An 8,194-nucleotide genomic window follows, 5' to 3' on the forward strand; every position below is an offset into this window, starting at 1 on the left:
CGCCGAAGCGGTCCTTCAGCGGGGTGATGATGCGGCCGCGGTTGGTGTAGTCCTCGGGGTTGGCGGACGCGACGAGCAGCACGTCCAGCGGCAGCCGCAGCGCGTAGCCGCGGATCTGCACGTCCCGCTCCTCCAGCACGTTGAGCAGCGCGACCTGGATGCGCTCGGCGAGGTCGGGCAGCTCGTTGATGGAGAAGATGCCGCGGTTGGTGCGCGGGACGAGCCCGAAGTGCACGGTCTCCGGGTCGCCGAGGGTGCGGCCCTCGGCCACCTTGATCGGGTCGACGTCGCCGATGAGGTCGCCGACGCTGGTGTCGGGCGTGGCCAGCTTCTCGCCGTACCGGTCGTCGCGGTGCAGCCAGCCGACCGGCAGCTCGTCGCCCAGGTCGGCGGCGAGCCGGCGGCAGCGCACGCACACCGGCGCGTACGGGTGGTCGTTGATCTCGCAGCCGGCGACAACGGGGGTCCACTCGTCCAGCAGCCCGCCCAGGGTGCGGATCAGCCGCGTCTTGCCCTGGCCGCGCTCGCCGAGCAGCACCAGGTCGTGCCCCGCGAGCAGGGCGCGCTCCAGGTGGGGGAGGACGGTGTCGTCGAACCCGAGGATGCCGGGGAAGCGCGGCTCACCGGAGCGCAGCCGGTCGAGCAGGTTGCGCCGTATCTCGGCCTTCACGGAAAGCTGGACGTGGCCGCTGTTGCGCAACTCGCCCAGTGTCGTTTCACGGGGTTTGGATGGACGCACGCGACCGACACTACGTCGCCGATCCGCGGAATCGCACCCTCGGTCCGGGGATTCGTCCCCTTCGACCGGTCTCGCCGAGGTTTGGGTGGAGAGCCCGGAGCGGGGGAGACTGGGAGTGTGAACGGAGCCGGTGAACGCAGTGAGGGAGGCGGCGCCGATGGCGCGATTCGGTGATGGCCTGGCCCTCGGACCCGACCTGTCCAGCGCCGCCGCGACGGCGGTCGAGCAGGCGCTCGCCCCGCTCAGCGCGGCGCCCGACCTGGTGTGCGTGTTCGTCACGGGCGACGACCCGGACGAGATCGAGGCGGCGGCGGTGGCCGCGGAGCGGGCGGCGGGGCCCGCGGTGCTGCTCGGCTGCAGCGCGTCCGGCGTGATCGGCGCCGGCCGCGGGGTGGAGGAGCGCGGCGCGGTCAGCGCGTGGGCGGCGGTGCTGCCGGGCGCGCGGCTCGACCCGTTCCGGCTGGAGACCCTCAAGGCCGACGACCGCCTGGTCGTGGTCGGCATGCCGGAGGGGCAGGACGACGACGTGGTCGGCGTGCTGCTGGCCGACCCGTACAGCTTCCCCGTGGACGCGTTCGTGGAGCGCTCCGACGAGGCGCTGCCCGGGCTGCCGCTGGTCGGCGGGCTCGCCGAGGGCAGCGGCCCCGGCGCGGGGATCCCCGGCGCGGCCGGGCACGGCGAGGTCCGGCTGTTCGTCGGCGGCGACGTCTACCGGGACGGCGCGGTCGGCGTGGTGATCGGCGGGCCGGTGACCGCCGCCACGGTGGTCAGCCAGGGCGCCCGCCCGATCGGGCCCGACATGGTGGTGACGAAGGCCGAGGAGAACGTCCTCTACGAGCTCGCGGGCGTCCCCGCGCTGGAGAAGCTGGAGCAGATCATCCTGGGGCTGCCGGAGGAGGAGCAGGAGCTCGCCGGGCGCGGGCTGCTGATCGGCGTCGCGATGGACGAGTACGCCGACGAGCACGAGCACGGCGACTTCCTCGTCCGCGGAGTGGTCGGGGCCGACACCGACAGCGGCGCCATCGCGATCGGCGACGTCGTCGACGTGGGCCGCACCGTCCGGTTCCAGGTCCGGGACGCGGGCGCCGCCGAGGAGGACCTCGCCGCGCTGCTGGAGCGCTTCGACCTGGCGCCGGTGGAGGGCGCGCTGCTGTTCTCCTGCAACGGGCGCGGCCAGGCGATGTTCCCCGACTCCGACCACGACGCGAAGGTCCTGGACCGCGCGTTCGGCCCGGCCGGGGTGGGCGGGTTCTTCGCCGCCGGCGAGATCGGCCCGGTCTCCGGGCGCAACCACGTGCACGGGTTCACCGCGTCCATCCTCGCCTTCGGGCGCGCGGACGGGGCGGGGGACGCACGGTGAGCGCGGCGCCCGTCCTCGCGATCGACATCGGCGGCACCAAGCTCGCCGCCGCCCTCGTCGAACCGGACGGACGCGTCGCCGCGCACGACCGCGTCCCCACGCCGAACGCGCCCGGCGTGGACGGCGAGGAGCTGTGGGGGGCGCTGGACGCGCTGCTCGCCAAGCTGCTCGCCGACGCCGGCGACCCGCCCCTCGCGGGCGTCGGCGCGGGCTGCGGCGGGCCGATGACGTGGCCCGCCGCCGAGGTGTCCCCGCTGAACATCCCGGCGTGGCGGGGCTTCCCGCTGCGCGAGCGGCTCCGCGCCCGCCACCCCGGCCTGCCCGTCCGCATCCACAACGACGCGATCTGCGTGGCCGTGGGGGAGCACTGGCTCGGCGCCGGGCGGGGGCGCGGCAACGTCCTCGGCATGGTGGTGTCCACGGGCGTCGGCGGCGGGCTGATCCTCGGCGGGCACCTCGTCAACGGCGCCAGCGGGAACGCCGGGCACATCGGGCACGTCGTCGTCGAACCGGACGGGCCGCCGTGCGCCTGCGGGGGCCGCGGCTGCCTGGAGGCGATCGCGCGCGGCCCCGGCCTGGTCGCGTGGGCGCGGCAGCAGGGCTGGCGGCCCGGCGGCGCCGGCGCCACCGGCGTGGAGCTGGCCGCGGACGCGCGCCGCGGCGACCCGGTCGCCGGGTCCGCGATGCGGCGCGCCGGCCGCGCCATCGGCCTCGCGATCGCGTCCGCGACCCACCTGTGCGACCTGGAGGTCGCCGCGATCGGCGGCGGCCTGTCCCAGGCCGGCCGGCTGCTGTTCGACCCGATGGAGGCGGCGTTCCGCGCGCACGCCCGGATGGACTTCGCGCGCCGCGCCCGGATCGTCCCGGCGGAGCTCGGCCAGACCGCCGGGCTCGTCGGCGCCGCCGCCCTGGTCTTCGCGCAGGACCGCTACTGGAGTGCGGACTGAGGGCGCCCCGGGGGTGCGAAGATCGGGGGATGACCACCGTCAGCGTCCACGACGTCCGGGTTGCGCACGACCTGCTCAGCGAGGTCGCCGTTGCCACCCCCCTGCTCCCGTCCCGGGTCCTGTCCGAGCAGCTCGGCGGGCCCGTCCTGCTGAAGTGCGAGAACCTGCAGCGCACCGGCTCCTTCAAGATCCGCGGCGCGTACGTGCGGATCGCCCGGCTGAGCGAGGCCGAGCGGGCCGGCGGCGTCGTCGCGGCCAGCGCCGGCAACCACGCGCAGGGCGTCGCGCTCGCCGCGTCCATGCTCGGCTGCAAGGCCACCGTGTTCATGCCGGCCGGCGCCCCGCTCCCCAAGATCGCCGCGACCCGCGGCTACGGGGCCGAGGTCGTGTTCCCCGGCCCGACCGTCGACGACTGCCTCGTCGCCGCGCAGAAGCACGCCGACGAGTGCGGCGCCGTGTTCATCCACCCGTTCGACCATCCCGACGTCGTCGCCGGTCAGGGGACGATCGGGCTGGAGATCCTGGAGCAGTGCCCGGAGGTCCGCACGATCGTGGCGCCGGTGGGCGGCGGGGGCCTGCTGTCCGGCGTCGCGGCGGCCGCCAAGGGCGCGGTGAAGGACGCCGGCGGCCGGGAGATCAAGATCCTCGGCGCGCAGGCCAAGCGGACGGCGGCGTTCCCGCCCTCGCTCGCGGCCGGGAAGCCCGTCCCGGTCGAGCTGGAGCCCACCATGGCGGACGGGATCGCCGTCGGCCGCCCCGGCGACCTGACCTACGCGATGTTCGCCGAGCTCGTGGACGCCGTCGTGACCGTGACCGAGGAGTCGATCTCGCAGGCGCTGCTGCTCTGCCTCGAACGCGCCAAGCAGGTCGTGGAGCCCGCCGGGGCCGCCGGGGTCGCGGCGCTCCTGGAGCACGCGTACGCGGTCGAGCCGCCCGTGGTGGTGGTGCTGTCCGGCGGCAACATCGACCCGCTGCTGCTGTCGAAGGTGCTGCGGCACGGCCTCGCGGGCGCCGGGCGGTACCTCGTCGTCCGCTGCCGGCTGAAGGACCGTCCCGGCGCCCTGGTGACCCTGCTGGGGGAACTCGCCGAACTCGGCGTCAACGTCTTGGACGTGATGCACGAGCGCGTCGCGGCCCGGCTCCACGTCGAGGAGGCCGAGGTCCTCATGCACCTGGAGACGCGAGGGGCCGACCACTCCGAAGACGTGATCGGCCGCCTGCGCGAGAGGGGCTACACGCTCACCCTGAGCTGAGCGCGCTCACCTGTGGGTCACGTGCCGTCAGAGCGACGGCTTGCCCTCCGAGTACAGCCACGCCTTGGCCCAGGCGTCCAGGTTCTCGTGCGAGAGGCGCTCGGCGAACCGGACGAACTCCGCGGTGGAGGCGTTCCCGTACCGGTGGGCGGCGGGCCACGCCTTCAGCAGCCGGTAGAAGTCCTTGTCGCCGATCGTCTTGCGCAGGACGTGGATGGCCATCGCCCCGCGGTCGTAGACGAGCCCGTCGAAGATGTGGTCGCGGCCCGGGTCGGCGACCTTGCCCTGCCACAGGTCGTCGTCCGCGGGCGTCGCATACACGTCGTCGAAGCTCTTCTGGACGGGCGTGCCGGACGTGTGCTCCGCCCACAGCCATTCGGCGTACGTCGCGAAGCCCTCGTTCAGCCAGATGTCGGACCACTTCGCCGGGGACACCGCGTCCCCGAACCACTGGTGGCCCAGCTCGTGCGCGAGGAGCCCGCCGCTCGGGATCGCGCCCGGTCGGCGGCCCAGGTCGTAGACGGGGCGCCCCTGCGTCTCCAGCGCGTAGCCGACGCCCGCCTTGACGACGATGCCGCCCGTCGAGCTGAACGGGTAGCGGCCGAACACGCCGTTCTCGAAGTCGGTGACCTCGGCGGTCTGGTCGTGGAACGTCTTCGCGTCCTCCGGCTTGATCGCCATCGCGTGGTCGGTGGCGGTCAGGTTGGGGATGCCGGCCTTCGTCCGCCCCTTGAGGACGTCGTACTTGCCGATCGCCACCATGGCCAGCTCGCTGGCCATCGGGCTGCGCATGACCCAGTGCGTGGTGGTCCAGCCGTGCCGGGTCCGCGTGCCGCGCAGGTCGCCGTTGGCGAGCGTGGTGAGGCCCTGAGGCGCCGTCAGGGTGAACGTGTACGTCGCCTTGTCGGTCGGGTGGTCGTTCACCGGGTAGACGGTCGCGGCGCCGAACGGCTGGTTGAGCATGACCCCGCCGTCCGCCGTCGGGACCCAGCCGGACGTGCCCAGCGTCGCGTCGTTGATCGTCTGCGGGACGCCGGAGTACGCGACCGTCACCGTGAAGTGCCGGTGCTTCCGCAGGCCCTTGCGCGGCGTGATGACGAGCTCCTGCGCCCCGGTCCGCGTGAAGGACGCCTTGTGCCCGTCCACCCGCAGCGAGGAGATCTTCAGCGGGCCGAGGAAGTCCAGGTTGAACCGGGACAGGTTCTGCGTCGCCGTTGCCTTGATCTTGGTGACGGCCTGGATCCCCTTGGTGGCGGGGTCGTACTTCAGGCCGATGTCGTAGTGGGCGACGTCGTATCCGCCGTTGCCCATGTCGGGGAAGTAGGGGTCGCCCGCGCCGGGCGCGCCGGGGGTGAACCGCGCGGCGGCGGCGCCCGCGGGCGCCGCCGTCACCGCGAGGCTCGCGGCGACGCCAAGCGACACGGCGGCCAGTGCTCGTGGAGTTCTGCTCATCGGCCTCGTCCTCGGATCATCGGTAAGCCGTCACAACCGTGATCAAGACTTTCTCGTGATCCGGGCCCGTGCAAGCGCGATTTGGTCTCGAATTCGCTCGGAGCAGGTTAATTTGTGGCCGGATCCGGCAGCCGGCCGGTCACTTCGCCGGGCGGCCCTTCCGGTAGAGCCAGTCGTCGAAGAACTCGTCGAGGTCCTTGCCGGACTCCTTCTTCGCCAGCGCGATGAACTGCTCGGTCGTCCCGCCGGAGTACGCGCGCTGCTTCGTCCACGCCTTGAGGATCTTGTAGAAGACGTCCTCACCGACCCGGTTGCGCAGCGCCACGAGGGTCATCCCGCCCCGGTCGTACACCGAGCGGCCGAACATCTTCTTGCGACCCGGGTTGCCGGGCGGGACGTTCCACAGCTCGCCGGCGCCGAGGCCCTCGTACGCCTCGTCGAAGTGCTCCTGGACGGTCTGCCCGCCGCTCTTCTCGTCCCACAGCCACTCGGCGTAGGTGGCGAAGCCCTCGTTCAGCCAGATGTCCTTCCAGCGGGTGACGCTGACGCTGTCGCCGAACCACTGGTGCGCCAGCTCGTGCGCGACGATGGTCGGCTGCAGGCCGAACGCCCCGTACACCGGGCGGGTCTGCGTCTCCAGCGCGAAGCCGACGTCGGCGTTGTCGATCAGCCCGCCGGCGGAGGAGAACGGGTAGGGGCCGAACAGCTTCGACCACTCCTCGATGATGTCGCCGTTCAGCTTGTGGAACTGGTCGAGGCTCACGCCGGGCAGCGTCGGGTCGACCGCGGTGATGACCGGGATGCCGCTCGGCGTCTTGCCCGTCCGCACCCCGAACCGGCCGACGTCCACGGTCGCCAGGTACGTGGCCATCGGCTTCTTCACCCGCCACTTCGACGTCGTCATGGCGCGCCGGACGCCGGCGTGCGGGGACGTGCGGCGCCACGCGACCGGTTCGATGCCCGGACCGCCGCCCGCGCCGGGAGCGCCCGGCGGGACGGGCGCCCCGCCCGTCCCCTCCGGCGGCGTCTCCGGCTCCCCGTTGGCGATCACCGTGAGGCCCTGCGGCACCGTGATCTCGAAGTCGAACGTGGCCTTGTCGCTCGGGTGGTCGTTGCTCGGGAACCAGGTGTGCGCGCCGCTCGGCTGGCACGCGATGAACACGCCGTCGGGCGTGCGGATCCAGCCGTAGGTGCCGAGCACCGGGTCCGACACCGGCTTCGGCGTCCCCGAGTACTCGACCACCGTGGTGAACTTCGCCCCCTTCTCCAGGGGCTCGGCCGGTGTGACCTCCAGCTCGTCGCCGCCGCGCTGCTGCCGCGCGGGCGCCCCGTCCACCTTGATGGACGCGACGTCCAGGCCGGTCAGGTCGAGGTTGAAGCGGGCGAGGCGCTCGGTGGCGGTCGCGGTGATCGTCGCGGTGCCGTCGAGCTGCTTCGCCCCGTTCGGGTCGATGGTGAGCTTCAGCCCGTAGTGCTGGACGTCGTAGCCGCCGTTGCCGTCGCCCGGCACGTAGTCGTCGCCCGCGGTCGTCGGCCCGGCCGGACCGGTCGCGGCGCCCCCCGGCGATCCGCTGGACGCGCCCGGGTCGTCGTCATCGCCGCCGAGCGACACCTGGCAGGCCGCGGTCAGCGACCCCGCGAGGGCGAGGGCGGCCAGCCCCGCGGTACCGCGGACGGCCCGGGACCCGTGAGGGCGGGGACTGGGGGAGTTTCCGGCCGTATGCACCCGCCCAGCCTGCCCGCACCACGGCCCGCCGGGCAACTCGGCCGCCCGCGCGCCCCGTCAGTTGAAGCCCCGTCAGTTGAAGTCGTACGGGTTGGGCTGGCCGGAGTGGACCTTGACGACGACCGTGTGCGCCACCTTGCAGTGGAGGGCCTGCTTACGCGGGTCGAACAGGATCCACAGGATGTCGATGAGGCCGATGCAGCCGCAGATCCCGCCGAGGACGCTGTAGAACGCCGAACGCCCCAGCGCCTGGCCGTTGCTGATCGCCTGCCCGTCCTCGTCGCGGACGACGCGGATGCCCAGCAGCATCTTGCCGAGCGTCTGCCCCCACTTGGCGTGCATCAGCCAGAAGTAGAGGAACGCGATGACGACGCTGACGGCGTTCGTCCCGACCTGGGCGCCGTTGTAGAACGACGTGCCGGGCTCCGGGTTGACGACGCGGTCCCAGTTGATGAACGGGATCGAGATGAGGCCCGCCACGATCCCGACGATGATCAGGTCGAGGATGCCGGCGCCGAGCCGCGCCCACCGGCTGGCGAGTTCGGCCTGCGGGCCGCCGTAGCCCGCCCCGCCGTACCCCGGCACGCCCCCGTAACCGGGCTGGCCGCCGTAGGGCTGCTGACCGTAGGGCTGGTCGCCGTACGGCTGCTGCCCGTACGGCTCCTGCCCATAGGGTTGCTGGCCCCCGTACGGTTGCTGGCTTCCGTAGGGCTGCTG

General features: G+C 73.2%; 7 protein-coding genes. 3 read left to right on the top strand and 4 right to left on the bottom strand.

What is annotated here, in order from left to right:
• On the bottom strand, positions 1–739 hold a 739-nt coding region (locus ACIWVC_RS28405; protein WP_396454800.1), incomplete at its 3' end, for a sigma 54-interacting transcriptional regulator.
• A 157-nt stretch (positions 740–896) separates the two neighbouring features.
• Between ACIWVC_RS28405 and ACIWVC_RS28410 the strand changes: the two genes are divergently transcribed.
• Genes ACIWVC_RS28410 through ilvA form a run of 3 tightly spaced genes read left to right on the top strand, consistent with a single transcriptional unit; the run spans position 897 to position 4,299 of the window.
• Positions 897–2,099 (top strand): FIST N-terminal domain-containing protein, encoded by a 1,203-nt coding sequence (locus ACIWVC_RS28410; protein ID WP_396448285.1) that lies wholly within the window; start codon positions 897–899, stop codon positions 2,097–2,099.
• Positions 2,096–3,046 (top strand): ROK family protein, encoded by a 951-nt coding sequence (locus tag ACIWVC_RS28415; RefSeq protein WP_396448286.1) that lies wholly within the window; start codon positions 2,096–2,098, stop codon positions 3,044–3,046. The genes ACIWVC_RS28410 and ACIWVC_RS28415 overlap by 4 nt, the downstream gene beginning before the upstream one ends.
• 29 nt (positions 3,047–3,075) lie before the next feature.
• Positions 3,076–4,299, top strand: a complete 1,224-nt coding sequence (gene ilvA / locus ACIWVC_RS28420; RefSeq protein ID WP_396448287.1) for a threonine ammonia-lyase — start codon at positions 3,076–3,078, stop codon at positions 4,297–4,299.
• Between the two features lie 27 nt (positions 4,300–4,326).
• Here ilvA and ACIWVC_RS28425 read toward each other — a convergent pair whose 3' ends face one another.
• From ACIWVC_RS28425 to ACIWVC_RS28435, 3 genes are all read right to left on the bottom strand, one after another.
• Complete coding sequence (locus ACIWVC_RS28425) at positions 4,327–5,751, bottom strand: M1 family metallopeptidase (protein ID WP_396448288.1); 1,425 nt, start codon at positions 5,749–5,751, stop codon at positions 4,327–4,329.
• A 139-nt stretch (positions 5,752–5,890) separates the two neighbouring features.
• On the bottom strand, positions 5,891–7,477 hold the full coding sequence (locus ACIWVC_RS28430; protein ID WP_396448290.1) for a M1 family metallopeptidase: 1,587 nt from the start codon (positions 7,475–7,477) through the stop codon (positions 5,891–5,893).
• A gap of 72 nt (positions 7,478–7,549) precedes the next feature.
• On the bottom strand, positions 7,550–8,194 hold a 645-nt coding region (locus ACIWVC_RS28435), incomplete at its 5' end, for an RDD family protein (protein ID WP_396454801.1).

Source organism: Actinomadura sp. (assembly GCF_044508335.1).
Taxonomy (GTDB): Bacteria; Actinomycetota; Actinomycetes; order Streptosporangiales; family Streptosporangiaceae; genus Spirillospora.

Excerpts from the sequence above, each read along its gene's own strand:
- ACIWVC_RS28410 (WP_396448285.1), top strand. The coding sequence starts at position 897 with ATGGCGCGATTCGGTGATGGCCTGGCCCTCGGACCCGACCTGTCCAGC.
- ilvA (WP_396448287.1), top strand. The coding sequence starts at position 3,076 with ATGACCACCGTCAGCGTCCACGACGTCCGGGTTGCGCACGACCTGCTC.
- ACIWVC_RS28425 (WP_396448288.1), bottom strand. The coding sequence starts at position 5,751 with ATGAGCAGAACTCCACGAGCACTGGCCGCCGTGTCGCTTGGCGTCGCC.